General features: G+C 66.3%; 23 protein-coding genes. 18 read left to right on the top strand and 5 right to left on the bottom strand.

Going from position 1 to position 26,998, the window contains the following annotated elements:
* The first annotated feature begins 59 nt into the window (after positions 1 to 59).
* A complete protein-coding gene (locus DOM67_RS14745; protein WP_110677256.1) occupies positions 60 to 1,193 on the top strand; it encodes an ABC transporter permease in 1,134 nt (377 codons plus the stop codon).
* Positions 1,194 to 1,280: 87 nt separating this feature from the next.
* The gene (locus DOM67_RS14750; protein ID WP_110677318.1) at positions 1,281 to 2,237 is read left to right on the top strand and encodes a D-ribose ABC transporter substrate-binding protein; all 957 of its coding nucleotides are present in this window, start codon (positions 1,281 to 1,283) and stop codon (positions 2,235 to 2,237) included.
* 87 nt (positions 2,238 to 2,324) lie between these two features.
* On the opposite strand, the gene DOM67_RS14755 is transcribed toward DOM67_RS14750, so the two are convergent.
* Positions 2,325 to 3,113, bottom strand: coding sequence for a DeoR/GlpR family DNA-binding transcription regulator (locus DOM67_RS14755; RefSeq protein WP_110677258.1), 789 nt, complete (start codon positions 3,111 to 3,113; stop codon positions 2,325 to 2,327).
* On the bottom strand, positions 3,106 to 4,236 hold the full coding sequence (locus tag DOM67_RS14760; RefSeq protein ID WP_110677260.1) for an alcohol dehydrogenase catalytic domain-containing protein: 1,131 nt from the start codon (positions 4,234 to 4,236) through the stop codon (positions 3,106 to 3,108). Before DOM67_RS14760 ends, DOM67_RS14755 begins: the two co-directional genes overlap by 8 nt.
* A gap of 291 nt (positions 4,237 to 4,527) precedes the next feature.
* On the opposite strand from DOM67_RS14760, the gene DOM67_RS14765 reads away from it, so the two are divergent.
* The 14 genes from DOM67_RS14765 (at position 4,528) to DOM67_RS14825 (ending at position 21,075) form a co-directional block, all read left to right on the top strand.
* A complete protein-coding gene (locus DOM67_RS14765) occupies positions 4,528 to 6,123 on the top strand; it encodes an FGGY-family carbohydrate kinase (RefSeq protein WP_198651832.1) in 1,596 nt (531 codons plus the stop codon).
* Positions 6,120 to 7,883 (top strand): glycerol-3-phosphate dehydrogenase/oxidase, encoded by a 1,764-nt coding sequence (locus DOM67_RS14770; RefSeq protein WP_110677264.1) that lies wholly within the window; start codon positions 6,120 to 6,122, stop codon positions 7,881 to 7,883. Before DOM67_RS14765 ends, DOM67_RS14770 begins: the two co-directional genes overlap by 4 nt.
* A 25-nt stretch (positions 7,884 to 7,908) precedes the next feature.
* A complete protein-coding gene (locus tag DOM67_RS14775; protein ID WP_157958873.1) occupies positions 7,909 to 8,724 on the top strand; it encodes a fructose-bisphosphate aldolase in 816 nt (271 codons plus the stop codon).
* 228 nt (positions 8,725 to 8,952) lie between these two features.
* Positions 8,953 to 10,173 carry a methionine adenosyltransferase gene (metK, locus tag DOM67_RS14780; RefSeq protein WP_110677268.1) on the top strand — a complete coding sequence of 407 codons (1,221 nt, stop codon included), beginning with the start codon at positions 8,953 to 8,955 and terminating at the stop codon, positions 10,171 to 10,173.
* A 162-nt stretch (positions 10,174 to 10,335) separates the two neighbouring features.
* A complete protein-coding gene (locus DOM67_RS14785; RefSeq protein ID WP_110677270.1) occupies positions 10,336 to 11,580 on the top strand; it encodes a sodium:proton antiporter in 1,245 nt (414 codons plus the stop codon).
* A gap of 206 nt (positions 11,581 to 11,786) precedes the next feature.
* On the top strand, positions 11,787 to 13,007 hold the full coding sequence (locus DOM67_RS14790; protein WP_110677272.1) for a TAXI family TRAP transporter solute-binding subunit: 1,221 nt from the start codon (positions 11,787 to 11,789) through the stop codon (positions 13,005 to 13,007).
* A gap of 206 nt (positions 13,008 to 13,213) precedes the next feature.
* Positions 13,214 to 13,696 (top strand): DUF1850 domain-containing protein, encoded by a 483-nt coding sequence (locus DOM67_RS14795; RefSeq protein WP_110677274.1) that lies wholly within the window; start codon positions 13,214 to 13,216, stop codon positions 13,694 to 13,696.
* 15 nt (positions 13,697 to 13,711) lie between these two features.
* Positions 13,712 to 15,901, top strand: a complete 2,190-nt coding sequence (locus DOM67_RS14800) for a TRAP transporter permease (protein ID WP_110677276.1) — start codon at positions 13,712 to 13,714, stop codon at positions 15,899 to 15,901.
* 636 nt (positions 15,902 to 16,537) lie between these two features.
* On the top strand, positions 16,538 to 16,672 hold the full coding sequence (locus DOM67_RS20240; protein WP_280951068.1) for a hypothetical protein: 135 nt from the start codon (positions 16,538 to 16,540) through the stop codon (positions 16,670 to 16,672).
* 129 nt (positions 16,673 to 16,801) lie between these two features.
* Positions 16,802 to 17,770 (top strand): cation diffusion facilitator family transporter, encoded by a 969-nt coding sequence (locus tag DOM67_RS14805; RefSeq protein ID WP_110677278.1) that lies wholly within the window; start codon positions 16,802 to 16,804, stop codon positions 17,768 to 17,770.
* A gap of 215 nt (positions 17,771 to 17,985) precedes the next feature.
* Positions 17,986 to 18,822 carry a methylenetetrahydrofolate reductase [NAD(P)H] gene (metF, locus tag DOM67_RS14810; RefSeq protein ID WP_110677280.1) on the top strand — a complete coding sequence of 279 codons (837 nt, stop codon included), beginning with the start codon at positions 17,986 to 17,988 and terminating at the stop codon, positions 18,820 to 18,822.
* A gap of 103 nt (positions 18,823 to 18,925) precedes the next feature.
* Complete coding sequence (gene sodC, locus DOM67_RS14815; protein ID WP_110677282.1) at positions 18,926 to 19,453, top strand: superoxide dismutase family protein; 528 nt, start codon at positions 18,926 to 18,928, stop codon at positions 19,451 to 19,453.
* A gap of 209 nt (positions 19,454 to 19,662) precedes the next feature.
* A complete protein-coding gene (locus DOM67_RS14820) occupies positions 19,663 to 20,346 on the top strand; it encodes a metal-dependent hydrolase (protein WP_110677284.1) in 684 nt (227 codons plus the stop codon).
* Between the two features lie 63 nt (positions 20,347 to 20,409).
* Entirely contained in the window at positions 20,410 to 21,075 is a 666-nt protein-coding gene (locus DOM67_RS14825; RefSeq protein ID WP_157958874.1) for a haloacid dehalogenase type II, read from the top strand.
* Between the two features lie 29 nt (positions 21,076 to 21,104).
* Here the strand turns inward: DOM67_RS14825 and DOM67_RS14830 are convergent, their stop codons facing one another.
* Complete coding sequence (locus tag DOM67_RS14830; protein ID WP_110677288.1) at positions 21,105 to 21,362, bottom strand: YheV family putative zinc ribbon protein; 258 nt, start codon at positions 21,360 to 21,362, stop codon at positions 21,105 to 21,107.
* A gap of 70 nt (positions 21,363 to 21,432) precedes the next feature.
* A complete protein-coding gene (gene prlC, locus DOM67_RS14835) occupies positions 21,433 to 23,484 on the bottom strand; it encodes an oligopeptidase A (protein ID WP_110677290.1) in 2,052 nt (683 codons plus the stop codon).
* A gap of 232 nt (positions 23,485 to 23,716) precedes the next feature.
* Between prlC and DOM67_RS14840 the strand changes: the two genes are divergently transcribed.
* Both DOM67_RS14840 and DOM67_RS14845 read left to right on the top strand, forming a co-directional pair.
* The gene (locus DOM67_RS14840) at positions 23,717 to 25,057 is read left to right on the top strand and encodes a sodium-dependent transporter (RefSeq protein WP_110677292.1); all 1,341 of its coding nucleotides are present in this window, start codon (positions 23,717 to 23,719) and stop codon (positions 25,055 to 25,057) included.
* Between the two features lie 57 nt (positions 25,058 to 25,114).
* Entirely contained in the window at positions 25,115 to 25,648 is a 534-nt protein-coding gene (locus DOM67_RS14845; RefSeq protein WP_110677294.1) for a gamma carbonic anhydrase family protein, read from the top strand.
* Here DOM67_RS14845 and DOM67_RS14850 read toward each other — a convergent pair whose 3' ends face one another.
* On the bottom strand, positions 25,649 to 26,437 hold the full coding sequence (locus DOM67_RS14850) for a GntR family transcriptional regulator (RefSeq protein WP_110677296.1): 789 nt from the start codon (positions 26,435 to 26,437) through the stop codon (positions 25,649 to 25,651). It abuts the gene before it with no gap.
* Positions 26,438 to 26,998: the final 561 nt, after the last annotated feature.

Below are 26,998 nucleotides of genomic sequence, written 5' to 3' on the forward strand. Positions count from 1 at the left end.
GGCTGCCCGGGTGCCGGGTAGCGCCGACAGACGTTCTGGATTTCATGAGGGAGTCGTTTATGTCCAACCATAGCCACACAGCGCGGCGTCAGGGCGGGGGCTTCGATCTGGGGCGCATGCTGCTCGAAGGGCGCGCCTTCTTCGCCCTGATCGCGATCATCGTGATCTTCTCGCTGCTGTCGCCGGTCTACTTCTCGACCGGCAACTTCCTGACCATGTCGTCCCACGTGGCGATCTTCGGGCTGCTCTCCATCGGCATGCTGCTGGTGATCCTGACCGGCGGCATCGACCTGTCGGTGGGCTCGACCCTGGGTCTGTGCGGGGTGGTCGCGGGCTTTCTGATGCAGGGCGTGACGCTGGATGCGTTCGGCGTCACCCTCTATCCGCCGGTGTGGGTGGTGGTGATCCTCACCTGCGCGGTGGGGGCCTTCATCGGCGCCATCAACGGCGTGCTGATCGCCTACTTCAAGGTGCCGGCCTTCGTCGCCACCCTGGGGCTGCTCTATGTCGCCCGCGGGGTCGCCCTGCTGATGACCGACGGCCTGACCTACAACAACCTCGGCGGCGATCCGGCGCTCGGCAATACCGGCTTCGACTGGCTCGGCTTCAATCGGCTGTTCGGCGTGCCGGTGGGGGTCTGGGTGCTGGCGATCGTGGCGGTCGTCACTCTGCTGGCGCTGGCGCGCACGCCGTTCGGACGCTGGGTCTACTCCACCGGCGGCAACGCCCGCGCCGCGGAACTCTCCGGGGTGCCGGTCAAGCGGGTCCAGGTCTCGGTCTATGTGCTCTCGGGTATCTGTGCGGCGATCGCCGGGCTGGTGCTGTCGTCGCAGCTCACCTCCGCTGGCCCCACCGCGGGCACCACCTACGAACTGACCGCGATCGCCGGGGTGGTGATCGGCGGCGCGGCGCTGACCGGTGGCCGCGGCAGCGTGCGCGGCACGCTGCTGGGTGCCTTCGTCATCGGCTTCCTCTCCGATGGCCTGGTCATCATCGGTGTCTCCTCCTACTGGCAGACCGTGTTCACCGGCGCGGTGATCGTGCTGGCGGTGCTGCTCAACAGCATTCAGTACGGCGGGCGGCGCAAGCAGGCCGCGCAGACGTCCGCGACTCCCTCTTCTCCCACTGCGTCTTCGGGGCAGCCCCCGGGCGATGGGAAAAGCTCAGCCGTTAAGCCGGCAACCCAGCATTGAGGCGGTGTTAGACCGCACCCCTCGACGCCACTGACTCAGATAACGACTCGTATAACGACAGACAACCGCAAAAGAAGGGTGACCATCATGCTCAAGACAGGAAAACGCCTGCTGATCGCAGCCCTCGCCCTGAGTGCGCCACTGCTTGCCGGTAGCGCACTGGCGCAGGACAAGGGGCTGATCTCGATCATCGTCAACGATCCCTCCAACCCCTACTGGCTGACCGAGGGCAAGGTCGCCCAGCAGACCGCCGAGGACCTTGGCTACTCGGCCAACGTCAGCGCGCACAAGGGCGATACCAACGCCGAGAGCCGCCAGATCGATACTGCGATCACCAACCAGGCCAAGGCGATCATTCTCGACCCGGCCAATGCCGACGGCTCGGTGGGTGCGGTGCGTAAAGCCGTCGATGCCGGCATTCCGGTGTTCCTGGTCAATGCCGAGATCAACCAGCAGGGCCTGGCCAAGGCGCAGCTGGTCTCCAACAACGCCCAGGGGGCGGCGCTGGGCGCCCAGCAGTGGGTCCAGGCGGTGGGCGACTCGGCCAAGTACGTCGAGCTCAAGGGCGCACCTTCGGACAACAACGCCGCCACCCGCTCCAACGGCTATCGCACCGTGCTGAGCCAGTACCCGGATCTGCAGAAGGTGGGTGAAGACGTCGCCAACTGGGACCGCACCCAGGGTTACAACAAGATGCAGAGCCTGCTGCAGGCGAACCCCGACATTCAGGGCGTGATCAGCGGCAACGACGAGATGGCCCTCGGCGCGATCGCCGCGCTCAAGGAGGCCGGTAAGCTGAAGGACGTCGTGGTCGGCGGCTTCGATGGCTCCCCGGATGCGGTGGATGCGGTCAAGTCCGGCGAGCTCGCCTACACCGTGCTGCAGCCGGTGGCGATCTTCTCCAAGGCCGCGGTGCAGATGGCCGACAAGTATATCCAGACCGGCAGCACCGGCCTGAAGGGTGAAAAGCACCTGTTCGACTGCATCCTGATCACCCCGGACAACGTCGACAAGTACGTCTCGCCCTTCGTACTCAAGCAGTGATCCCTGGCGGCCTGGCCGCCTGTCGTGACCTCTTCTCGCCGCGGGTGTCCCCCGCGGCGAGTTCGTTGTGGTGGCGGGTGTGGCGGCTTAGCGCCGAATCAGACGATAGCGAATTTCTGCTTCGTCCAGCGCCTCGCGCTGGGGGGGCGCCAGGCCTGAGTCGACCAGCACCAGATCGAACTCGGAGAGATCGGCGAGCCGGTGCAGTGCGCTGTGGCCGAACTTGGCGCTGTGCACCAGCAGGATGCGGCGCTCGGCGGCGGCCATCTGGGCGCGCTTGATCTGGGTCACCGCCGGGTCCTGCACGTAGGCGGTGGTGCCGAGGATCGCCGAGGCGGAGAGCACCGCGACATTGGCGCGCAGGCTGGCCAGGGTCTGCTCGCAGAGCAGGCCGAAGGTGGCGTTGAAACGCGGCTGGTAGTCGCCGCCGAGGGTGATCAGGCGGATATCGCTGGCCGTCTTGAGCCGCTCGCTGCTCTCCAGGCCGTTGGTGATCACGGTCAGCGGCGTGCGCCCCGGCAGCAGCGAGGCGAGCGCGGCGCAGGTGGTGGAGTCGTCGAGAATCAGCGCCTCGCCGGCGGCGATCTCCTCCAGCGCGGCGCGCGCCAGGGCGCTCTTTTCGCCGGCGGCGAGCTGGGCGCGCAGGGCGAAGTTGCTCTCGAAGACGCTGGAGGCGCGGGTGGTGACGCCGCCGTGCTGCTTGTTGACCATGCCCTGGGCGGCGAGGGCATCGAGATCGCGGTGTACCGTCATGCGGCTGACGCCGAAGTGCGTGGCCAGCTCGTCGACCTGCGCCGCGCCGGCCTGGACCACGTAGTCGAGCAGCGCCTGACGGCGGGTGGTGGCGTCCCGCTGGCGTTTAGGGGTGTCAGGCATCCTGGGTCAGCACCACCTTGATCGAGTCGCGCTGGGCGGCGATCTCGAAACCGCGTGTGAAGTCGCTGATCGGCACGCGGTGGGTGACGATGCCCTGGGTGGTCACCAGGCCGCGGGCGAGCAGGTCGATCGCCACCGGATAGGTGTGGGGCGAGAGGTGCGAGCCGCGAATGTCGAGCTCCTTGCGGTCGCCGATGGTCGACCAGTCGACCTGGGTCGGCTCCTTGAACACGCTGAATTCGACGAAGCGCCCCAGCTTGCGCAGCGCCTCCAGCCCCTGGATCACCCCGCTGGGCGAGCCGGTGGCGTCGATGTAGACGTCGCAGCCGTAGCCGTTGGTGAGGGCGCGCACCTCGCCGGCGATGTCGTCTCGGTGCGGGTTGAAGACGTGCTCGGCGCCATACTCCCGGGCCAGCTCGAGGCGGTCGTCATGGGTGTCGACCAGGATCAGCCGCTTGGGCGTCTTGAGCCGGGCGAGCTGGACCATAGCCAGACCGATCGGGCCGCCGCCGGCGATCACCACGGTATCGTCGAACTGGATCTCGGCGCGGTTCACCGCATGGATACCGCAGGCGAGGGGTTCCAGAAAGGCAGCATCTTCCATCGACAGTCGCGGGTCCACCGGGTGCAGCACGGCATTCTCGGGCACGCGCAGATGCTCGGCCATGCCGCCATCGGCGACGCCGCCCTGGAAGCCGAAGATATGGTGCACCTCGCACATCCAGTAGTGACCGCGCTGGCAGTAGAAGCACTGGCGGCAGGGAATGATCTGCTCCGGCACCACGCGCTGGCCCAGCGTCACGCCGCCGAAGTGTTCCGCCGCGCCCTCACCGAGGGCCACGATCTCGCCGGCGAATTCGTGGCCGACGATCATCGGCGGCTTGACGAAGGCGGCGAAACGCTCGCCGTCGCCCCAGTACATGGCGGCGCCGTCGCGGCACTTGAGATCGCTGCCGCAGATGCCGCAGGCGTGGATCTTGAGGACCAGCTCCCGTGGCCCCGGGCGCGGCGTGGCCACGCGCTCGAGCCGGTAATCGCCCGGCCCGTGGCAGACCACGGCGTGCATGGTGTCGGGCAGCGGGGTGGCGCTACGCGCGTCAGTACTAGGGGCGGGACTTGGCATGCGGCTCTCCCGGATGAATGAACGGGCAGGGGCCCTGGAAGTCGTTCCCGGAAATCTACGCCCATTCATAACATTTTGACGTGATTTTTGGTTCCATGACTTTGGTCTAGCGGTCGGTGTCACCTTCGGTAATGTTTTTAATTATCTGAAAATAAAGAGTTTAATCAATACTTGCGTATGGAGTAACACCATCGTCTAACGCTGCTTCGTCACAATTCGATGTTAGAAATGCGGAAGTCGGTCGATCGTCGGCCGGCGCTCATCGCGTCTCTACAGAGTCAGGAGGCAGGCGTGGCGCAAGGCTATCTGATGGGGCTCGACGGCGGCTCGAGCTCGACCAAGGCGGTGATCTTCGATCTCGCCGGTGACGTCGTGGGGGTGGGGCGGCAATCCTGCCCGCTGGAACATCCCCAGGCGCACTGGGTCGAGCGCGACATGGAGACGGTCTGGGCCGGTGCGGCGGCGGCCATCCGTGACGCGCTGGCCCAGGCCGATGTCAGCGCCAGCGAGATTCTCGCGGTCGGCGTGACCGCCCACGGCGATGGTCTCTACCCCGTCGACCGCCACGGCGAGGCGCTGGGCAAGGGCATCACCTCCCTCGACAGTCGCGCCGCCGGGGTGGTCGAGCGCTGGTGCCAAGAAGGCGTGCAAGAGCAGGCGCTGGCGCGTCTCGGCCAGGTGCCGTTCGCGTTCTCGCCGGTGGCGCTGCTGGCGTGGATGCGCGCCGAGCAGCCTGAACGCTTCGCTGCCCTCGGCCACGTGCTGACCTGCAAGGACTGGCTGCGTTTCAAGCTGTGCGGCGAGATCGCCACCGATTTCACCGAGGCGAGCAGCGGCTATACCGATGTGCAAACCCAGCGCTACAGCCGCGAGGGGCTTGCGCTGCTCGGCATCGAGCCGGTCACCGAGGCGCTGCCGCCGATCCGTATGCCGGAAGAGATCGTCGGCCGGGTCACCACGGCGGCGGCGCGCGCGACCGGCCTGGTCGCCGGCACCCCGGTGGCCGCCGGGCTGCACGATGTCACCGCCAGCGCGCTGGGGCTGGGCAACGTCGACAGCGACAGCCTGACCATTGCCGCCGGCACCTTCAGTATCAACGAGGTGTTCTCCGACGTGCCGCGCCCCGATGCGCGCTGGGCCACACGCAACGGCCTGCGGCCGGGGCAGTGGCTCAACATGGCGATCTCGCCGGCGTCTTCGAGCAATCTCGAGTGGTTCCACCGCCAGTGGGGGCGTCCCGGGGATGGCGGCACGGCAGCGTTTCTGGCCGATATGGAGGAGGCGCTGGAGGAAGCCTTCGCCAGCGACTCACGGCTGGTCTATCACCCGTTTCTGTACGGCTCGCCCTATGCGGAGCCGGCCAGTGCCGGTCTCTTCGGGCTGCAGGGGTGGCACCAGCGCGGTCATGTACTGCGCGCGATCCTCGAGGGGGTGGTCTGCAACCACCGAGTGCACGTGGATGCGCTGGCTTCGCGCTTTGCGATCCGGCGCACGCGGATCACCGGCGGCGGCAGCCACTCGCCGCGTCTGGCGCAGCTGTTCGCCGATACCCTGGGGCGCGAGATCGAGACTGCGCGGACCCAGGAAGCCGCCGCCTGGGGCGCGGCGATCTGTGCCGGCGTCGGCGCCGGGGTGTTTCCCTCGATCGCCGCGGCGGCGGCGCTGTGCGAGCCGCAGCAGTGCTACCGCCCCGACCCGCAGCGCCAGCAGGCGTGCCAGGTGCGTTTCGAACGCTACCAGCAGCTGGTCGAGTGCCTGCGCCCGCTATGGGGGATGCTCGATAGTGAGGTCTCGGTGGATGCCTCCCAGGCTGCCGCTGCCCAGACGTCTGTCGCTGACAGCTCCGCTGCCAATACTTCCTTACCCGATCCGGGAGAGCGCCCATGAAGGTTCATGATGGCGATATACCGACCCGTCGCCAGGCCACGCGGGAGCGCCTGGCGAACGACCCCAACGTCGAGGTGCTGATCATCGGCGCCGGTATCAACGGTGCCGGGCTATTCCGCGATCTGGCGCTGCAGGGTGTCGATGTACTGATCGTCGACAAGCAGGACTTCTGCGCCGGTGCCAGCGCCGCGCCGTCGCGACTGATCCACGGCGGGCTCAAGTATCTGGAGACCGGCGAGTTCCGGCTGGTGGCGCAGTCGACCCGCGAGCGCAATCTGCTGCTGCGCAATGCCCCGCATGTGGTTCATCCGCTGCGTACGGCGATGCCGACCCACAGCTGGTTCGGCGGCATCTGGCCGTCGCTCAAGCGCTTTCTGCGGCGTCCGGCCAAGATCGACGACCGCGGCGTGCTGATCAGCGAAGTGGGGCTCACGCTCTACGACTTCTTCGGCCGGCACTTTCGCAGCATGCCGCGCCATTCGGTGCTCTTCGGGCGCCGGGTGCGCGAGTCGCTGCCGGACGTGCGCGACGACGTCAAGGCGCTGCACACCTACTACGACGCCGCGATCACCCAGGCCGAGCGGCTTGGCTTCGAGCTGATCGACGACGGCTGCCGCGCCCACCGCGGGGCATTGGCGCTCAACTATACGTCCCTGGACTCCGTGACCCTCGAGCCACTTGCGGGCCAGCCGGCGGGGGAGGGCGATACCGAGGGCGTCACTCTGCACTTCAGCGATGCCACGGGTGAGGCCTTCGAGGTGCGCCCGCGCATCGTGATCAACGCCGGCGGCGCCTGGATCGATGAGATCAACCGGCTGCTGGGGCGTGAAACGGCCTATATCGGTGGCACCAAGGGTGGCCATCTGATCGTCGATGTGCCCGAGATCCGGCGTCAGCTCGATGGCCGCATGATCTACTTCGGTACTCCCGACGGGCGGATCTGCCTGATCTATCCGTTCATGCAGCACGTGCTGGTGGGGGCGACCGATATCCGCTGCGACGATCCCGACCGGGCGGTGTGCGACGACGACGAGCGCGACTACATGCTGGAGGCGGTGCGCTATCTGTTTCCGGATCTGGATATCGATGCCGAGCGGGTGCGCTACCGCTACAGCGGTGTCCGCCCGCTGCCGCGCAGCGATGCCGACGACCCCGGCCAGATCAGCCGCGACCACGCGGTGCGCGAGGATCGGCTCGGCGAGACGCCGCTGCTCTCGCTGGTGGGCGGCAAGTGGACCACCTTCCGCGGTTTCGCCGCCGAGGTGGCCGACGACGTGCTGGCACGGCTGGAGCGGCGGCGCGATCTGAGCACCGAGCAACTGGCGATCGGTGGCGGCCACGACTACCCCCATGACGAGGCCGCCCGCGATGTCTGGCTGAGCCGGGTGGCGGCAGCCTGCGCTGGCGACCGGCGCCGGGCGATCGTGCTGCTCGAGCGTTACGGCAGCCGTGGCGAAGCGGTGGCGGCGCACTGCGCGGCCTGTACCGAGGGCCAGCAGCCGCTGGCCTCGCTGCCCGACTACCGGGTGGGCGAGATCGATTTCGTATGCCGCTTCGAGCGCGTCGAGCGACTGGCCGACGTGCTGTTCCGGCGCCTGCCCATTGCGCTCTCGGCGCGGCTGACGGCCGCGGTGGTGGAAGACGTGGCGACGCACTGCGGAACGGCGCTGGGCTGGTCGGCGGCGCGTCGCGAGGCGGAGGTGGCACGGGTCCATACGATCGCCCGCGAGCAGCATGGGGTGGCGCTGGGCTCGGCCTGAGTCAGCACGGGAGAGGAGAGAGAGAATGAACCCGACGATGAGCCCCGCGCAGTTGCGCTGTGGTCGCCTGTTCCGCCGCGACAGCGGGCGCAGCTGCATGGTCGCCTTCGATCGTACCCTGCTGGCGGGGCCCGTGGATCACGCCCGCGACGCCCTTGGCGTGTGTGCGGCGATCACGGCGGCCGGGCCCGATGCGGTGCTGCTGTCGCCGGGGCTGCTCAAGCAGAATGCGGCGCTGTTCGCCTGCCGTGAGGCGCCGGCAGCGGTGGTGCGCATCGATTACCCCTGTGTGGGAGATTTCACCCTCGCCGGCGAGGAGCACCAGCGCCTGCTCGCGACCCCCGAGGAGGCCCAGGCACTGGGTGCCGATGCGGTGGTGATGTGCCTGATCTCGGGGTACGCCGATCCATCGCGGGAGGCCGACAATCTGGCCCGGGTGGCGCAGACCGCGCGCCGCTGTGAGGCGCTGGGATTGCCGCTGATCGTCGAGGCGGTGGTGTGGGGCGAGCGCGAGGGCGGCCGTCTCGATCCCGAGCGGATCGCGCGGGTGGCACGGATCGCCGCCGAGCTGGGGGCGGATCTGGTCAAGGCGCAGTTCACCGGCGAGGTCGCCGACATGCGCCTGCTGGCCGAGAGCTGCCCGGTGCCGGTGCTGATCCTGGGCGGTGCGGCGATGGGGGACGACGCGGCACTCGCGCGCTTCACCGACCAAGCGTTCGAGGGGGGCGCCCGCGGGGTGATCTTCGGGCGCAACGCCTGGCAGCGCGACGACCCTGAGCGGGGCATTCGCGAACTGGTGGCTCAGGTACATGGGGTGGGCTGCGAGGGGCATGGCGGATGATCGGGTAGACGCTGCGACGCCGGCGCCATGCCTGCCCCCGCGGCGCGTGCTTGGCTTATCCCCAGGGCGTCGCTATTCTGTGTGCAAACATTCGATCCTCTCCCGGCGCGGCCGGTGTGGGGATGCCGTGCGTCGTTTCCATCCGTTCATTCGAGCGACGACGCCGCTGTGTTGTCAGGCGGCCTTGCCCGCGAGCCGCAACCCGAGAACGAAGGGATCACCGTACGCATGAGCGAATACTCTCTATTTACCTCCGAATCCGTCTCCGAAGGCCACCCCGACAAGATCGCCGACCAGATATCGGACGCCGTGCTCGACGCCATCATCGCCCGTGACAAGCAGGCGCGTGTGGCCTGCGAGACGCTGGTCAAGACTGGCGTGGCGATCGTCGCCGGTGAGATTTCCACCACCGCCTGGGTCGATCTGGAAGAACTGGTGCGTCGGGTGATCCTGGATATCGGCTACACCTCGTCCCATGTCGGTTTCGACGGCGAGACCTGCGGCGTGATCAACCTGATCGGCAAGCAGAGCGTGGACATCGCCCAGGGCGTCGATCGCAGCAAGCCGGAGGACCAGGGCGCCGGCGATCAGGGGCTGATGTTCGGCTATGCCACCAACGAGACCGACTCCTACATGCCGGCGCCGATCCACTACTCGCACCGGTTGGTGGAGCGTCAGGCCGAGCTGCGCAAGAACGGCACCCTGGGCTGGCTGCGTCCGGACGCCAAGAGCCAGATCACCTTCACCTATGGTGAAGATGGCAAGCCCAACGGCGTCGATGCGGTGGTGCTGTCGACCCAGCACGATCCGGAGATCTCTCAGGAGGAGCTGCGCAAGGCGGTGGAGGAGCTGATCATCCGCGACGTGCTCCCGGAAGCCTGGATCCACGCCGGTACCCGTTTCCACATCAACCCCACCGGCAAGTTCGTGATCGGCGGCCCGGTGGGTGACTGCGGTCTGACGGGGCGCAAGATCATCGTCGATACCTATGGCGGCATGGCGCGCCATGGCGGCGGTGCCTTCTCCGGCAAGGATCCTTCGAAGGTCGACCGCAGCGCCGCCTATGCCGGGCGCTACGTGGCCAAGAACGTGGTCGCCGCGGGGCTCGCCGACAAGTGCGAGATTCAGGTCTCCTACGCCATCGGCGTGGCCGAGCCGACCTCGGTGTCGATCAATACCTTCGGTACCGGCAAGATCGCCGAGGCCAAGATCATCGAGCTGGTGCGCGAGCATTTCGATCTGCGCCCCTATGCGATCACCCGCATGCTCGATCTGCTGCACCCGATGTATCGCCTCACCGCGGCCTATGGCCACTTCGGGCGTGAACCGTTCGAGACCAGCTATACCTGGACCGACGTCAACGGCGAGCGCCAGACCGAGACCTTCACCGCCTTCCCGTGGGAGAAGACCGACCGCGCCGAGGCGCTGCGCGCCGCCGCCGGTCTCTGAGTCTCGGGCGTCCGACGCTCTTAACCTGTGACGCAGACACGGGCCCGCTTCGGCGGGCCCGTTTACGTCGCGGGTATCATTTTTCACTCATGGCAATTCACGCATGGCAATTTACGTATGGCACTTCACGTATGGCTATTTACGTATGACTAGGAGGCCCTCGTGCTCGAACTCGCCGCGATCATTCTGACCGTGACCGCCGGGCTCGCCTGGTTCAACGAACGCTACATCCGGCTGCCGGCCACCATCGGCGTGATGCTGAGCGCACTGCTGCTGTCACTGGCGATGCAGGGTCTGGCAGCGCTGGGCTGGGAGGCACCCGCGGCACTGGCGCGGGGCTGGGTCGAGGCGCTCGACTTCGACAGCCTGCTGATGAACGGCATGCTGTCGTTTCTGCTCTTCGCCGGCGCGCTCCACGTCGATGTCGCCAAGCTGCGCGACTACTGGGTCTCGATCGGCGTGCTGGCGACCCTGGGTGTGCTCGCCAGCACGCTGCTGATCGGGGTCGCCTCGCACTGGCTGCTGGCCGCTCTGGGCGTGCCGGTGGCACTGCCCTGGTGCCTGGTGTTTGGCGCGCTGATCTCGCCCACCGACCCGGTGGCGGTGCTGGGGATCATGCGCGGTGCCGGCGCGCCGGTGGATATGGAGGTGCGCATCGTCGGCGAATCGCTGTTCAACGATGGGGTTGCGGTGGTGCTGTTCACGCTGCTGCTGGCGGCGGCGGAGAGCGGTGAGTCGCTGTTAGGCTGGCATGCGATCTGGCTGTTCGCCGAGGAGGCCGGAGGCGGCGCGCTGTTCGGGCTGCTGCTCGGCTACGGCGTGCACGCGCTGATGAAGCGGGTCGATCAGTATCAGGTCGAGGTACTGCTGTCACTGGCGATGGTGCTTGGTGGCTATACCCTGGCCACGCATCTGCACGTCTCCGGCCCGATCGCCATGGTCGTCGCCGGGCTGGTGGTGGGCAACCACGCCTGGACCCATGCGATGTCACCGCAGACACGCCAGCACCTCAACGATTTCTGGGAGCTGATCGACGAGATTCTCAATGCGCTGCTGTTCGTGATCATCGGGCTCGAGCTGCTGGCGCTGCCGTTCCGGGTCGACTACCTGTGGGTCGCGGTGCCGCTGATCCTGCTGCTGCTGGCGGTACGCTGGCTGGTGGTGGCGGTGCCGGTGACGCTGGCGCACACCCATTTCCGGCGCGGCTCGATTCCGGTGCTCGCCTGGGGCGGCCTGCGCGGCGGGATCTCGGTGGCGCTGGCGCTGTCGCTGCCCCCCAGCGAGGCGCGCGACGTGGTGCTCAATGTCACCTACCTGATCGTGCTGGTGTCGATCGTCGTCCAAGGGCTGACCATCGGCCGAGTGGTGGGCCGGGTACTGGCGGCGGGAGAGGCGCAGAAGGATTAGACTTTAGTCGTAGTCCTCGGGCCCGGCATGGTATCGCGGGCGGGCCTTGCTTACTCTGGGTGCCTGTCGCGCAGTGCCAGGCTGCGGATGACGGACCATGGAACCCAAGCCATGGACCGCAGGCCAAGAACAAATGCCCGCGCGTGGGCCAATGAGGGCGCCACGCGCGGACGCGACGCGATCACACTCAACAGACGGGGTATACCATGAGGCTACGTACAGGGATGCTGTTTGCCGCACTGGGTCTTTCCGGTGCGCTGCTGGCGGGCTGCGGCGATGACGCCGACGACAAGGCGAGCAGCGAGAGCCAGACATCGTCGACGTCGCAGCAGAGCGAGTCGACCCCCGCCCAGGGCGAGAACGCAAACCAGTCCTCCTCCAGCGACACCGCCTCGGCTGACCAGGCACAGCCGGTCAATCTGATCTTCGGTACCGGCGGTACCGGCGGCAGCTACTATCCGATCGGCGGCGCGCTCAAGAGCGTGTTCGAAGCCAGTGATCTGGTCGGCAATGTCCAGGTGGTCTCCACCGGTGCGTCGGTGCAGAACATCAACAACATTACCGACGGCCTCAACCAGATCGCTATCGTCATGAGCGATGTGGCCTATGACGCGATCAAGGGGCAGAACCAGTTCGATGGCAACCCTGCCGACATCAAGGCGCTGGCGGGTATGTATCCCAACGTGGTGCAGGTGGTAGCGACCGAGGACAGCGGCATCCACAGCATCGCCGATCTCAAGGGCAAGCGAGTCGGCGTCGGCAAGGTCGGCTCCGGGGTCGAGCAGAGCGCGGCCAAGGTGCTCGAGTCGGCCGGCCTGAGCTACGACGATCTGGCCCAGGTCAGCCATACCGGCTACGCCGACAGCGTCACCGGCATGAGCAACGGCAACCTGGACGCGGCGTTCTTCACCTCCGGCGTGCCCAACTCCAGCATCACCGGGCTGATGCAGAGCACCGACATCACTTTCGTGCCGGTGAGCGGCGATGTCGCCAGCAAGCTGCTGGAGAAGTACCCGTACTACGAGAACTACGAGATTCCGGCCGGCGCACCCGAGCGCTATGACCTGGGCAACGCGGTCGATACCGTGGCGATCCGCAATCTGATGATCGTCGGCAGCGACATGCGCGACGACGTCGCCGAGGATCTGACCAAGCGCTTCCACGACTATCTCGAGTCGGGCAATGTCTCCGTCGGCGCGCTCAAGCAGTTCGATCCCGCCAGCATGAACCAGAACCTGGTGGTACCGCTGCATCCGGGCGCCGAAGCCTACTACGCCACCCTCGCCTCGCAGTCTGATGATGGCGCCGACGCCACCAAGTCGCAGAGCGACAGCGACGCCATGGGTAGCGAAGCGTCGACCAGCGACAGCATGGGCAGTGAAGCCTCGGGTAGCGATAACGCCCAGGACAAGGAACCGCAGTCCTGATGATGCCGCGTGCGGCGTGACGCCCGCGGTCGGGGCGTGATGCGCCGGCGCTGGCGCCTGGGGGCTGCGCGAAAAGTCGGCGAGTGAAGGCAAGACAAGGCAAAAATCGGCGAAGGAGCGGAGTTTACTCGGTGTAAATGAGTATCTTGAGCCGATTTTTAACGCCGTATTGCCGAGCGCAGGCAGTTGTCGTACGGCGCCTAGTGATGACGGTGGCGATCCTGCTCGGGATCGCCACCGTCGTGTATCCGCTTCCCTGGCTGGCGGTCAAGCAGGGCGCCGAGTGGCGCCTGGCCCTGCCCGGGTGGGCCGGCACCACCTTCAAGATCCGCTGGATGCACTCGGTGGAGAAGGAGGATTGGGAAGAGTGGTACCGGATCACCGCCGACGGCGCGATCGAGATCACCGGTACCCGCTTCAAGACCTTCGGCGCGGGTGTGCCTGCCCATGCGGGGAAGGAGACCCATCTCGACAATGGCTGGGTGGTGATGACCGGCATCGATCGAGTGGTCGATCCTCTGGCGATCCAGGCGGCGGTGGAGGAGCACTACCGCATGATCTTCGCTGGCCACGTGATTCCGCTGTCGCGCCATGATCCGCCCCCCATCCTGACCTTTTCTGTGATAAAAGCGCCTTTGTGGCAGGTACTCCCGGCGTTGCTGCGGCCGTGGGTACCCTGGCTCAACTAGACGTAGGGAATCGATATGTCAGAACAAAAAGTGGTGCTTTCCGCCGATGGTCCCGAGGACCCTTCGGTCAAGGAGGCGCTGGAGAAGTTCGATCGTGAGAGTCTGGTGCGCGACCGGCTGCCGCTGGTGGTGGTCCAGTTCGTCACCGTGATCAGCGTGCTGCTGGCGCTGTTTCACCTCTACACCTCGTTCTCCGGGCCGTTGGTGGACGTGGCCCAGCGCAGTATCCACCTCTATACCCTGTTGGCTCTGGCCTTCATTCTCTATCCGCTGACGCGACGCGGCGCACGTGACCGGGTGCCCTGGGGCGACGCGGCGCTGGCGCTGGTGGCGTTCGCCATCGGGGTCTACATGCTGGTGGTCTCGGACCGGGTGATCGCTTCCGCCGGGCGCATCAATCAGACCGACATGGTCGTCGGCTTCGTAGCGATCCTGCTGGTGCTCGACGCCACTCGGCGGGTCACCGGCTGGGGGCTGACCATCCTGGCCACGCTGTTCCTGCTCTACGGCTTCTACGCCAAGCTGTCGTTCTACCCGGTGCTCAACGAGAACATCATCCTCGCCACCTGTCGCCAGATCGCCTCGCATCTGGTGTTCATCACCGAGGGGTTGTTGGGGACCGCGATCGGGGTCTCGGCGAGCTATATCATCCTGTTCATTCTGTTCGGTGCCTTCCTCGGCAAGTCCGGGCTGGGCCAGCTGTTCAACGACCTGGCACTGGCGATCGCCGGGCACACCCGCGGCGGCCCGGCCAAGGTCGCGGTGATCGCCAGCGGCTTTCTCGGCTCGATCAACGGTTCGGCGATCGCCAACGTGGTGACGACCGGCGCCTTCACCATCCCGCTGATGAAGAAGACCGGGTACAAGCCCAACTTCGCCGGGGCGGTGGAAGCGGCTGCCAGCGTCGGCGGCCAGATCCTGCCACCGATCATGGGCGCGGCGGCTTTCATCATGGCCGAGGTGCTGTCGGTGCCCTACACCCAGGTGATCCTGGCCGGCATCATCCCGGCCCTGCTCTACTACCTCGGGGTGCTGTTCCAGGTCCATCTGCGCGCCATGCGTAATGGCCTCGAAGGGATTCCGCGCGATCAGCTGACACCGCTGAAGACGGTGATGCTCAAGCGCGGCCATCTGCTGGTGCCGATGGCGGTGCTGCTGTGGCTGCTGTTCGACGGCCGCGCGCCGTTCTTCGCTGCCTTCTGGTCTATCGCCGCCACCGTGCTGATCTGCGGTACCCGCCGGGTCACCGTGGGGCTCGGCCTGATCCTGGTGCTCCTGATCCTGGAGCCGCAACTGCGCGCGCTGTTCGCCGGCAACCCGCTGCCCAATTTCCCGGCCAGCCGCTGGACGCTGTTCCTGGTGATTCTGGTGCCGGTGGCGATCAATGCGCTGCGCGCCAAGCTCGGCATGGTGGCCGAGAAGATGGATGTCGCCGACTGTCGCGATGCCATGGCCGATGGCGTGCGCAACGCCATTCCGGTCGCCGTGGCGTGCGGCGCGGTGGGGATCATCGTGGGCATCGCCACCCTGACCGGTATCGCCCTGGACGCCGCCGACGCGGTGGTCACTCTGGGCCAGCAGATCCCGATCCCGATGATTCAGCTGCTGGTCACCCTGGTGCTGACCATGATCGCCTCGATCGTGCTCGGCATGGGGCTGCCGAGCATCCCCACCTATATCATCACCAGCACCATGGCGGCGCCGATCCTGCTCAACCTGCCACTGTTCCGTGAGTTGGCCGGAAGCAACGACACTGCGATCTTCGTCGCCCACATGTTCGTGTTCTACTTCGGGCTGTTCGCCAACCTGACGCCGCCGGTGGCGCTGGCCGCCTATGCCGGTGCCGGCATCAGCGGTGGCTCGCCCAATGCCACCGGCTTCCAGGCGATGAAGCTCGCCATCGCCGGGTTTGTGGTGCCCTACATGTTCGTGTTCGCGCACAGCATGCTGATGATCGATGCCACCCTGTGGAACACGCTGTGGGTGATCGTCACCGGGGTGATCGGGGTGCTGCTGCTGGCGGTGGCGGTGGAGGGCTATCTACGCCGGCCGCTCAATCCCTTCTGGCGGATCCTGGCGGCGATCGGCGCGCTGGCGCTGATCTTCCCGGGGCTGGCCAGCGATGTCGTCGGCGCGGTGATCACCGTGGTGCTGTTCCTGCTGGCCAAGGCCAAGCCGCCCCAGCAGGCTCCGGTCGGCAACTGACGGCTGCTTGGCAGCGGTCTGCCACCACACGACGACGCCCGCTGATGCGGGCGTCGTCGTTTTCGTTCTGGGCTGGGCGCCAATGCCTGTAGGGCGGGGCCGGATGCGGAGCGCAAGCCTCTGTTCCTGCGACTCTTTCTCAGATACAAAAAATGACAGGGGTTATTGAACCGTTGTCCGGCTATAACTCCATGATTAAGGGAACTTAAGTGTTGTTATTAGCAAAAGTGATGCGGGGATTATCATATTTGCCTTGGTTACCGCCCAGAGACGATGCATGCTGAGTGGGCTCACTTAGCCAAGCGGCGTGACCGCAAAGGACTGCGGGGTGAGCTCTGATGGGCGGCGTTCGCCACCCAATTCGCCTTCGATCTATCTTCCTGTCTGCCTCTTCTTTCCGATCTGCTGCCGGACCTTTCGTTCGTCTGCGTCTGGGGGGCTCCCTAGGGTGTCTCTCCCTTCCTTGACCATCTCTTCACGGCTGTCTCTTCAGGGTTGTCTCTTCATGACTGCCTTGCCCTGATGCTATCCCCTGGCTGTCTTCACCGTCGTCTCCCATGGCATCATGCGCCAGCTTTCCGTGTCGCGGAAGCGTCGATCCTTTCAGCGCAGCGCGCTCAGCGAAACGGAGGTCATATGCAGGGCTCTCTCATCGGCATCGTCGCCGGCATGGCAGTGTGGCTGGCCAGCGGCGAGTGGGGTTGGGGTATCGGTGTCGGTATCGCGGTGGGCATTGCCTGGGATCTTTGGCGCCAGCGTCCATGGCGCTGAGGCACGCCATCGTGCAGGCCGCCGGCACCGTTCGGTGCGCCGGCGACGCCGCTGACGGGGCGGGGGTGTAATACAATAGCGTCAGGGGTGTGCGCTACCCTTGCAGGACACGTTAGACGGACGCGCGCCATGCCCGCTCATCACGACCACGCCCACCATCATGATCATCATCACGATCATGGCGGCCATCACCATTATCACGACCATACGCCTGAAGTGACCGCCGACAGCGCCAAGCGGGTCAAATGGGCGATGCTGCTCACCGCCGGCTTCATGCTGGCGGAGGTCGTAGGTGGCTGGGTGTCCGGCTCGCTGGCGCTGCTGGCCGATGCCGGGCACATGTTCAGCGACAGCTTCTCGCTCGGCCTGGCGCTGTTCGCCTTCGCCATGGGCCGGCGCGCGCCGGATACCCGGCGTACCTTTGGCTATCAGCGTTTCCAGGTGCTTGCCGCTTTCGTCAACGGGCTGACCCTGTTCGGCATCGCAGTGTGGATCTTCATCGCCGCGGTGCAGCGTTTCACCCAACCGGTGGAGGTGCTGGCCGGGCCGATGATGGTCATCGCCGTACTCGGGTTGTTGGTCAATCTGGTGGTGTTCAAGATTCTCCACGGGGGCGATCAGGAGAATCTCAACCTGCGCGGTGCGCTGCTTCACGTACTCGGCGATCTGCTCGGTTCGGTAGCGGCGATCGTGGCCTCGGTGGTGATCCTGCTCACCGGTTGGACACCGATCGACCCGCTGCTCTCGGTGCTCGCCGCCGGGCTGATCCTGCGGGCGGCCTGGACGATCCTGCGGCGTTCCGCCCACACCCTGCTCGAAGGCACCCCGGAGGGGCTCGACGTGGATCAGATCCGGCAGGCGCTGCTGGCGGTCGAGGGCGTCAGCGGGCTGCACGACATGCACGTCTGGGGCCTCACTCCGCAGGACCCGCTGCTCAGCGCGCATCTGGTGATCGCCTCGGCCGATCAGCACGATGCGGTCATCGAGCGCGCCTATGGGGTGCTGCAGGAGCGCTTCGCGATCCATCACGCCACGCTCCAGGTCGAGACCGCCGCCTGCCGTACCGGTGGCGACTGCCACGCGGGTGTCCATCCCTGATTCCGCCCCTGACGCGGCCCGATCGAACGTCATGCGTGAAGGCGCTTGCATGACCGGTTTTCATGCCGGGCCGCGGAAAGTTTCATTGGCCGGGGCCCAGGGCGGCGGGCACAATGAGCCCATGTCGTAGAGAGGCTCGCGCGGGTCGTGACGGGCGTCCGCTGGCACGAGCCGGCACCTCTCCCTCCTGATCCGATTTCGAGACGAAGGCGCGCATGAATCCGCATCTCCCCCTGGGTATCAGCTTCGAGTTCTTTCCCCCCAATACCGCGGCCGGGCGGGAAAAGCTCGCCGCCACGCGGGATGCGCTGAGTGCGCGTTCGCCGCGTTTCTTTTCGGTCACCTACGGTGCCGGTGGTTCGACCCAGGCGCGCACCCTCGATACCGTCGAGGCGCTGCGCCAGGGTGGCGTCTCTACAGCCCCCCATCTCTCCTGCGTGGGCAGCGACAAGGCCGCGATACGCGATCTGCTCGGACGCTATCGTGAGTCGGGCATCGAGAGCCTGGTCGCACTGCGCGGTGATCTGCCCTCGGGCATGGGCGGGGCGGGTGAGCTGCGTTATGCCAACGAGCTGGTCGAGTTCGTGCGCGCCGAGACCGGCGACCATTTCGAGATCGCTGTGGCGGCCTATCCCGAAGCGCATCCGCAGGCGGCGGACGTCGAGCGTGATCTGGAGAACTTCGCACGCAAGGTGAAGGCCGGCGCCGACTTCGCCATCACCCAGTACTTCTTCAACGCCGACGCCTACTTCCACTTCGTCGATCGGGTCCGCGCACTGGGCGTGGAGACGCCGATCGTGCCCGGCATCATGCCGATCACCAACTACAGCAAGCTGGCACGTTTCTCCGACACCTGCGGCGCCGACATTCCGCGCTGGGTGCGCAAGCAGCTCGAGGCCTACGGCGACGACCAGCAGAGCATCCAGGCCTTCGGGACCGAGGTGGTATCACGGCTCTGCCAGCGTCTGCTCGATGGCGGGGCGCCGGGTCTGCACTTCTACACCCTCAATCAGGCCGCCCCGTCGTTGCGCATTCTCGACAATCTGGCGTGAGACCGGGACGTCGCAGCGTCGCGCGACTTCGACTAGGTTGAGAGCGGCGGGCGAGCAATAGGCTGGCCCGTTCAGCACATCACGGTCGAATCGGAGGTGAACGATGCAACGGACGATGGCGAGCGCCCTGGGCGCGGGTATCCTGCTGACGCTGGCGGGGCTGGCACAGGCCGATACCCAGGTCGACATGCATAGCGTCTCCACCCAAGGGGTTGGTGAGTCCATCGGGACCATCACCGCCAAGGATACCGATTACGGGCTGCTGCTGACGCCCGAGCTTTCCGGTCTCGAGCCCGGTATCCACGGTTTTCATCTGCACACCAACGCCAGCTGCGATCCCAGCGAGAGCGATGGCAAGGTGACCCCGGCAGGGGCCGCGGGCGGCCATTTCGATCCCGAGCAGACCGACTCTCACCAGGGGCCGTACAGTGATGCCGGCCATCTCGGTGATCTGCCGGTACTGGCGGTGGATGCCCAGGGCGACGCCACCACCCCGGTGCTGGCGCCGCGCCTGAGCGAAGCGGATCTCTCCGGCCACGCCTTCGTCATCCACTCAGGCGGCGACAACTACAGCGATCAACCCAAGCTGGGTGGCGGCGGGGCGCGCGTTGCCTGCGGCGTGATCAAGTAACGTCGTACCGCTCGGCACCGGTACTCCTTCCACGGCCCCGCTTCGGCGGGGCCGTGGCGTGTGCGGGCTCATGCCGAATCGGCGGGGTGTCGCCGGAATTCGGGTGCGGCATGGCTGATATCCGAAACGCCGCTGTCTAAGCTATTGTTTTCCATAGGTCGCAAGCCGCATAATCTGGCTATTTATCCAGTCTTGGAGCGGCGGCACCGATGGCCAACTTTCGCACCCACTTCGGGGTCGCCAGCGTGGGGGGACTCGTGGTCTCCCAGGCGGGATGGCAGGCGTCGCTCTATGGGCTGTGGCAGGCGGCGGCGATCGCCGGTCTGGTGACCTTCGGCGGCATTCTGCCCGACATCGATGCCGACAACTCCCGCGCGGTGCGCCTGATCTTTCAGATCCTGGCGTTGATCGCCATCGTCGTGGCGGTGCTGCTGCTGCAGCATCGGGTCACGCCGGCGCAGCTGTTCGCCGCCTGTGGGGCCACCTATCTGGCGGTGCGCTATCTGGCCAGCGCGCTGTTCGCCCGCTTCACCGTGCATCGCGGGCTGTGGCACTCGCTGCTGGCGGCGGCACTCAGCGGGCTGGCGACGGCGGCGGCGAGTTTCACCCTGCTCGGCCAGCCGGCGCCGCTGGCCTGGCTGCATGGCCTGGCGCTGACGCTCGGCTTTCTCATCCATCTGGCGCTGGACGAGCTCTACAGCGTCGATCTCACCGGGGCGCGGTTCAAGCGCTCCTTCGGCACCGCGCTCAAGCCGTTCGACTGGAAGGCCCCCGGCAGTTCACTGATGCTGCTGCTGACCTCGGTGCATCTGATCGCCTGGCTGCCGCCGCTGGCGGTACTGCGAGAGGTGCTGACACACGGCCTGGGACTGGGATGGGGATTGGGGCGCTAGGCGGCCACGCCTTTAGGCATTGCGTTCTACACTGAGGGGCCAACCACCCAAGGGAGAGGCCCTGTGCATCTGGTCTTCGACGTCAATGAAACGCTGCTCGACACCGCCGCGCTGGACCCGCTGTTCATGCGCTGGTTCGGTACCGAGGCGCGCCGCGGCGAGTGGTTCCTGATCCTTCAGGAAACCTGGATGACTGCCAATCTGGTCGGGCATTTCGCGCCCTTCGCCGAGCTGGCCAAGAGCGCGCTGCGTCAGCTGGGCGCCAAGCATGGGGTTTCGATCGCGCCCGCCGACGAGCAGGCGCTGGTCGACGGCGTACTCGGCATGCCGGCGCATGCCGATGCCGTCGAGGCGCTGGCCGGGTTGCGCCAGCAGGGTCATACGCTCACCGCCCTGACCAACAGCGCCAGCGCGGCGGCGCAGCATCAGCTGGCCCAGGCGGGGCTGGCAGCCTACTTCGATGCCATTCTCAGCGTCGATCAGGTCGAGCGCTACAAGCCGGCACCGGAGCCCTATCGTGCGGCGGCGGCGCACTGGTCGGTCGCGCCCGAGGCGATGGTGATGGTGGCGGCACATGGTTGGGATCTGATCGGCGCCCAGGCGGTGGGCATGCGTACCGCGTTCGTGGCGCGCCCGGGCAAGGCCATGGACCCGGCACTTGAGCAGGTGCCCACCTGGCGCAGTGACGATCTGAGCCAGTTGATGGCCCAGGTCGTCGCGGCGGGATGAGGCGATCCAGGCCGGTCAGCACCTAGTGCCTAGTGGCGGGTACCGGGGTCGATGATCTTGACCGTGCTGATCTCCTCGCGCGCCGGTTTCTGCGTCTCACGCGGCTGGTTGACCCGGGTCGGCAGTTCGTTCTGGGCGCTGTCTTCCACCGGTAACTGCTCGAAGAAGTCGCAGCTGACACAGTCGCGGTAACGGATACCGTTCTGCTCCCAGCTGCGTATGCGATCCATGGCCGCACAGCGCGGGCAGATGGCGCCGGCGATGAAGCGTTTGGGGGTATGAGTCATGGCTGACCTCGCTGGCGACGCGGGCGGGGCTGGCCGGCCCGCGTCGCAGGGTGCGTGTCGGCGACGTCCGTCAGGCGGCGTCGCGGGGTTCGATGCCGGTATGGCGCAGCAGCGGTTCGATGCTCGGCTCGCGACCGCGGAATGCCTTGAACAGCTCAGCGGCATCGCGCGAGCCGCCGCGCTCCAGTATCTCGCTGCGGAAGCGCTGGCCGGTCTCGGCGTCGAAGATGCCGGCCTCCTCGAAGGCGCTGTAGGCATCCGCCGAGAGGACTTCGGCCCACTTGTAGCTGTAGTACCCCGCCGCATAGCCGCCGGCGAAGATATGCGAGAAACCGTTCTGGAAGCGGTTGAAGTCGACGCTGGGGACAACCGATACCTGGTCGCGCACGGCATCGAGCAGGGCCTGCACGTCGGCGGCGCTGGGGGTAGCGAGCTCATGGTGCAGTCGCAGATCGAACATCGAGAACTCCAGCTGGCGCATCATCTGCATCGCCGACTGGAAGTTGCGTGCCGCCTGCAGCTTGTCGAGCAGCGCATCCGGCAGCTTGTCGCCGCTGTCGACGTGGCCGGCGATCAGGTCGAGTCCCTCGCGCTCCCAGCAGAAGTTCTCCATGAACTGGCTGGGCAGCTCGACGGCGTCCCAGGCCACGCCGCTGATGCCGGAGACGTCGGCCACCGTCTGCCGGGTCAGCATATGGTGCAGGCCGTGACCGAATTCGTGGAACAGTGTCAGCACTTCGTCGTGGGTCAACAGCGCCGGCTTGCCGCCCACCGGCGGCGTGAAGTTGCAGGTCAGGTAGGCGACCGGCAGCTGCAGCGAACCATCCTCACGCTGGCGGCGGGTACGGCAGACATCCATCCAGGCGCCACCGCGCTTGCCTTCACGGGCGTAGAGATCGAGATAGAAGCCAGCGATCGGAGTGTCGCCGTCGAGCACGTCGAAGTAGCGCACGTCCGGGTGGTAGCGCGGCGCGTCGGGGTTCTCGGCCATGTGGATGCCGTAGAGCTTGCCGACCACGCGGAACAGGCCGTCCACCGCCCGCGGCGCGGGAAAATAGGGGCGTAGCTGCTCCTGCGAGATGTCATAGCGCGCCTGGCGCAGCTTCTCGCTGACGAAGCCGATGTCCCACGGTGCCAGCTCGTCCATGCCGAGGGTGTCGCGGGCATAGGTCTCGAGCTCGCCGATATCGCGTCGCGCCTGGGGCAGGGCGCGCTCGGCGAGATCGTCGAGAAAGCCCAGGACCTGGCCGGGGGATTCGGCCATCTTGGTTTCCAGCGAGTAGTCGGCGTAGGTGGCAAAGCCGAGCAGCTGGGCCAGCTCGTGACGCAGCGCCAGAATCTCCTCGATCACCGGAGCGTTGTCGTTGGCTCCGGCGTTGGGACCCTGGTCGGAGGCGCGGGTGACGTAGGCGGTGTAGACCTCCTGGCGCAGCTCGCGATCCTCGGCGAAGGTCATGATCGGCAGGAAGCAGGGCACATCGAGGGTGATGCGGTAGCCCGACTCGTCCTTGGCCTCGGCGTTGGCGGCCAGCATCTCCATCGCACTCTCGGGCAGGCCGGCCAGGCGCGAGGCGTCGGGCAGGGTCTTGTGCCACGCCTGGGTGGCATCGAGCAGCTGGTTGGAGAAGGTGTTACCGAGTTCGGAGAGCCGCGCCTGGATCTCGCCGTAGCGGCGCTTCTGCTCGCTCGGCAGATCGACACCGGCAAGGCGGAAGTTGCGCAGGGTGTTGTCCACCGCCTTGCGCTGTGCCTCGTCCAGCGCGGCGAAATCCTCACTCTGGGCCAGGCGCTCGAAGGCCTGGAACAGCGCCGTGTGCTGGCCGACCCAGGTGCTGTACTCCGAGAGCAGGGCCAGACACTGTTGATAGGCGTCGCGCAGGGCGTCGCTGTTCATTGTCGAGTTGAGATGCGATACCGGCGAGAAAGCCTGGGAGAGGCGGTCGTCGAGCGCCTCCAGCGGCGCGGCGAGAGAGTCCCAGGTGACCGTCTGCTGATTGGCCAGGGCGTCGATCGCGGTGCGGTTGTCGGCGATGATCTTCTCGATCGCGGGAACGGCGTGCTCGGGGCGAATCGCCTCGAACGGCGGCAGCGTGCAGGAGTCGAGCAGCGGATTGTGCGACATGATCACCTCGGACGAAGAATCGGTGCCACAGTATATGGGGGGGATGGCCTTGCCTTTCAACGCGGCGGCCGGGGTGGCAGTCAGAGCGGCGGTCAGCATTCTCGCCACCGCGCGATGCCAGGATTGGCCGCTGCGGTGAGCCCTGATAGGCTCGCCTCCTTTATCCGTGAAGATGGCCCCGTATGGATGGCCCGGTAGAGACGGTGCCCCGCCAAGATGAGGTGACGAGACGATGAGCGAAACCCTGGAGCGCTGGCACTCCCGCCGTGCTTTCATTCTGGCGGTGACCGGCGCCGCGGTGGGGCTGGGCAATATCTGGCGTTTTCCCTACATGACCGGGGAGAACGGTGGCTCGGCCTTCCTGCTGCTCTACATCCTGTTCGTGGTGGTGCTGGGCCTGCCGATGATGATGGCGGAGATCCTGATCGGGCGCGCCGGCCGGCGCAGCCCGATGCAGGCGCTGGCGTATCTCGCCAGCGAGGCCGGGGTCAGCCCGCACTGGCGCTGGGTGGGGCTGTTCGGGGCGCTCACCGTGTTCTTCATCCTCTCGTTCTATTCGGTGGTCTCCGGTTGGTCGATCGAGTATCTGGTCGATTCGGTCAACGGTGGCTTCGTCGATCGCACGCCAGCGGAGATCGGCTCGGCATTCGACACCTTCCTCGCCGATCCTCTGCGCATGACCTTCAATCACACGCTGTTCATGCTGTTGACCATGTCGGTGGTTGCCGCCGGGGTCAGCAACGGATTGGAAAAGCTCAACAATGTGATGATGCCGCTGCTCTACGTGATCCTGATCGTGCTCGGGGGATATGCCGTCACCACTGCCGGTTTCGGTGCGGCGATGGCGTGGCTGTTCACGCCCAATCCGGCGGCGATCGATCTCCATGTGGTGCTCAACGCCATGGGGCACGCCTTCTTCACCCTCGCCGTGGGCGCCTGTGCGTTGATGGCCTACGGCGCCTACATGCCCGATGAACAGAGCCTGCCGCGGGCGGTTTGCGCGGTGGCCCTGCTGGATATTGCGGTGGCGCTGCTCTCGGGTATCGCCATCTTCTCGGTCGTGTTCACCCACGGCCTCGATCCGACCGAGGGGCCGGGGCTGATGTTCGTGACGTTGCCGATCGCCTTCAGCGAGCTGCCGGGTGGCCAGATCTGGCTGGGAGCCTTCTTCCTGCTGCTGCTGGTGGCGACCTGGACCTCTTCGATCAATCTGGCCGAGCCGATGGTGGCGATGCTGATCGGTGCCGGCTGGCGCCGCGGGCGGGCGGCGCTGCTGATCGGTGCTCTGGTGTGGGGCGTGGGGCTGCTCTCGGTGCTCTCGTTCTCGACCCTGGCCGACGTGCACTGGATCGGCGAGATGAACTTCTTCGCCCTGGTCTCGACCGTGCCCCCGGACATTTTCCTGCCCATCGGTGGGCTGCTGATCGCGATCTTCGCCGCCTGGCGCATGCTACCCGAAGCCGCAGCCTCGGCGCTGGGGGCGCCGGCGACGGGGTTTCGGCTGTGGCGCGGCGTGGTGCGCTACGTGTCGATCCCGTTGACGGCGGTCGTGCTGTTGTCGAGCCTGATATAGAAACCAACCACGGCCCTCGGCGCCGGGCGGCGTCGAGCGAAGAGAGGCGTGCAATTCATGGCAATGAGAACCTATCAGGGCATGAGCCCGAGTCTGGGCGAGCGGGTCTTCATCGACGAGACCAGTGTGGTGCTCGGTGATGTGGCGCTGGGAGACGACAGTTCCGTGTGGCCGATGGCGGTGATTCGCGGCGATGTCCATCGCATCCGCATCGGCGCGCGCACCAGCGTGCAGGATGGCTGCGTGCTGCACTGTACCCACGCCAGCGACTATAACCCCGGCGGGCATCCGCTGATCATCGGCGACGAGGTGACCGTGGGGCATCAGGCGACGCTGCACGGCTGCACCGTGGAGGATCGGGTGCTGGTCGGCATGGGCGCCATCGTGCTCGACGGCGCCGTGGTCGAGTCCGAGGTGATCATCGCTGCCGGCGCGCTGGTGCCGCCGGGCAAGAGGCTGGCGAGCGGCCATGTCTATGCCGGCAACCCGGCCAAGCCGCTGCGCCCGCTCAAGCCCGAGGAGCGCGAGTTCTTCGCTTACACGGCGGGGAACTACGTCAAGCTCAAGGACCGCCACCTGAGCGGTGAGTGATCAACGTGGTGGCGTGCCCTTGAGCAACTGGGTGCGGCGCTCGGCGCGCTGGGCACGGAACTCGGCGCGCTGCATCTCCATCAGCCCCTCCTTGACATAGCCGAGATGCTCATGGGCGAGATGCCGGGCATCCTCGGCGCGGCCCTCCAGAATCGCCTCCAGCAGTGCACGATGCTGATCCATCAGCAGGCTGCGCGCGTTGGGGCGCTCGAACAGATGCGCCAGATTGGCGACGATACTCTTCTCCAACAGTTGGAACAGGCCTCGGATGGTGTGCAGCATCAGCACGTTGTGCGCCGCCTCGGCGATCGCCAGGTGGAAGGCGGCATCAGCCTTGGCCTCGCGCAGGGCGTCACTCTGCTGGCCGGGGTCGGTATAGCTGTCGCGCAGGGCCTGGAAACGCTGCTGCAGCATCTCCTTGTCCGCCGGAGTCGCGCGCATCGCCGCGTGATAGGCGGTAATACCCTCCATGGCATCGCGGAACTCGAGCACGTCGAGATAGAACTCGTCATGACGCGACAGCATCTCGAGGATCGGATCGCCATAGCTGTCGCTGAGACGCTCGTTGACATAGGTGCCGCCGCCCTGGCGGCTGGTGAGTAAACCACGGGCCGAGAGCTTCTGGATCGCTTCGCGCAGCGACGGGCGCGAGACACCGAAGCGTTCGGCGAGCTCACGCTCCGATGGTAGGCGATGGCCCGCCTTGAGGCTGCCTTCCAGGATCAGCGTCTCCAGACGCTGAGTGATGACGTCGGCCAGGCGCGGCTGGCGCAGGGATGATGGCGGCACGCGCGACCTCCTTGCAGGCAAGTGGTTTTACCAATTATGGCGCGGCCCGCACGCGCTGACCAAGTTCTCCTATCACTGCTCGCACGGCTGGAGCGCAATGGTCAGGACAAACGCATGATCGATGACCACGACCAGCATGGTGGATGGCGTCAGAGCCTGTCACTCGGGCCTCAGGGGCCAGCAGCCTCGAAGCGGCACAACTTTTTTGCCGCGAGCCCTTGCCAAGGCCGCGGGAGATCCGTAAAGTACGCATCCGCTGACGCCGAGACAGGTTCTCGGGGTTGGTGGAAAAGCTAGCTAAGCTGTTGAGAAGATTGGGTAAATCGATTGACAGCTGGCGATGAGAGCGGCAGAATACGCCACTCGCTTTTCCAGGATCGGTTCTCCGGCAGCAACGAGAATCGGGCAGAGATCGATAAGAAAGACGTTGACATCTTCGCCAAGATCCTTAAAATACGCCTCTCCTTACGGCGACCCAGAACGCAAGCGCTGACAAGCACTTGAGTCACTTCGGGTCACGGCAGAAGTCTCCACTCTCGAGTGAGGCGGCTTCAAGTAGGG

The sequence above is a fragment of the Salinicola sp. RZ23 genome, from assembly GCF_003206675.1.
In the GTDB taxonomy this organism is placed as follows: Bacteria; Pseudomonadota; Gammaproteobacteria; order Pseudomonadales; family Halomonadaceae; genus Salinicola; species Salinicola endophyticus.

What these genes read in the sequence shown, in the direction of transcription:
- DOM67_RS14775 (WP_157958873.1), top strand. Translation starts at nt 7,909, where the DNA reads ATGAACCCGACGATGAGCCCCGCGCAGTTGCGCTGTGGTCGCCTGTTC.
- sodC (WP_110677282.1), top strand. Translation starts at nt 18,926, where the DNA reads ATGCAACGGACGATGGCGAGCGCCCTGGGCGCGGGTATCCTGCTGACG.
- DOM67_RS14805 (WP_110677278.1), top strand. Translation starts at nt 16,802, where the DNA reads ATGCCCGCTCATCACGACCACGCCCACCATCATGATCATCATCACGAT.
- DOM67_RS14840 (WP_110677292.1), top strand. Translation starts at nt 23,717, where the DNA reads ATGAGCGAAACCCTGGAGCGCTGGCACTCCCGCCGTGCTTTCATTCTG.
- DOM67_RS14745 (WP_110677256.1), top strand. Translation starts at nt 60, where the DNA reads ATGTCCAACCATAGCCACACAGCGCGGCGTCAGGGCGGGGGCTTCGAT.
- DOM67_RS14795 (WP_110677274.1), top strand. Translation starts at nt 13,214, where the DNA reads ATGACGGTGGCGATCCTGCTCGGGATCGCCACCGTCGTGTATCCGCTT.
- DOM67_RS14760 (WP_110677260.1), bottom strand. Translation starts at nt 4,236, where the DNA reads ATGCCAAGTCCCGCCCCTAGTACTGACGCGCGTAGCGCCACCCCGCTG.
- DOM67_RS20240 (WP_280951068.1), top strand. Translation starts at nt 16,538, where the DNA reads ATGCAGGGCTCTCTCATCGGCATCGTCGCCGGCATGGCAGTGTGGCTG.
- DOM67_RS14770 (WP_110677264.1), top strand. Translation starts at nt 6,120, where the DNA reads ATGAAGGTTCATGATGGCGATATACCGACCCGTCGCCAGGCCACGCGG.
- DOM67_RS14820 (WP_110677284.1), top strand. Translation starts at nt 19,663, where the DNA reads ATGGCCAACTTTCGCACCCACTTCGGGGTCGCCAGCGTGGGGGGACTC.
- DOM67_RS14830 (WP_110677288.1), bottom strand. Translation starts at nt 21,362, where the DNA reads ATGACTCATACCCCCAAACGCTTCATCGCCGGCGCCATCTGCCCGCGC.
- DOM67_RS14790 (WP_110677272.1), top strand. Translation starts at nt 11,787, where the DNA reads ATGAGGCTACGTACAGGGATGCTGTTTGCCGCACTGGGTCTTTCCGGT.
- DOM67_RS14750 (WP_110677318.1), top strand. Translation starts at nt 1,281, where the DNA reads ATGCTCAAGACAGGAAAACGCCTGCTGATCGCAGCCCTCGCCCTGAGT.
- prlC (WP_110677290.1), bottom strand. Translation starts at nt 23,484, where the DNA reads ATGTCGCACAATCCGCTGCTCGACTCCTGCACGCTGCCGCCGTTCGAG.
- DOM67_RS14755 (WP_110677258.1), bottom strand. Translation starts at nt 3,113, where the DNA reads ATGCCTGACACCCCTAAACGCCAGCGGGACGCCACCACCCGCCGTCAG.
- DOM67_RS14845 (WP_110677294.1), top strand. Translation starts at nt 25,115, where the DNA reads ATGGCAATGAGAACCTATCAGGGCATGAGCCCGAGTCTGGGCGAGCGG.
- DOM67_RS14800 (WP_110677276.1), top strand. Translation starts at nt 13,712, where the DNA reads ATGTCAGAACAAAAAGTGGTGCTTTCCGCCGATGGTCCCGAGGACCCT.
- metK (WP_110677268.1), top strand. Translation starts at nt 8,953, where the DNA reads ATGAGCGAATACTCTCTATTTACCTCCGAATCCGTCTCCGAAGGCCAC.
- metF (WP_110677280.1), top strand. Translation starts at nt 17,986, where the DNA reads ATGAATCCGCATCTCCCCCTGGGTATCAGCTTCGAGTTCTTTCCCCCC.